At 39.6% G+C, this 275-nt stretch carries 1 protein-coding gene; it reads right to left on the bottom strand.

From position 1 onward, the window contains the following. On the bottom strand, positions 1 to 275 hold a 275-nt coding region (locus AAEY88_RS13500; RefSeq protein WP_350563209.1), incomplete at both ends, for a JmjC domain-containing protein.

Raw genomic sequence — 275 nt, 5'->3', positions numbered from 1 at the left:
ATGTAAGGTTGTGGTCGGTGTAACGCTTTTGTCCGCTTTCGGTATCAATAATATTATCGGCAAAGCTAGAGAGTAAATCTTGTTGATTTGGCGCTCTAAAACCCACCGAATAATTAATGGCGTTTTCTACGGCATAACCTTCGTGCGGGAAACCTGGTTGAATATATAAAATATCGCCGGGTTCTAAAATACAATCAATAACCGCAGTAAACGCTTCTACTTGCAATAATGTTTTATTTTGGGTGAATTGTTTAAGGCTAGGATGTGGTAGGCCT

The organism is Psychrobacter sp. CAL346-MNA-CIBAN-0220 (genome assembly GCF_040309805.1).
Classification (GTDB): domain Bacteria; phylum Pseudomonadota; class Gammaproteobacteria; order Pseudomonadales; family Moraxellaceae; genus Psychrobacter.
The sequence above is the reverse complement of the archived record's forward strand: the minus strand, read 5'-3'. Positions and strand labels throughout refer to the sequence as shown.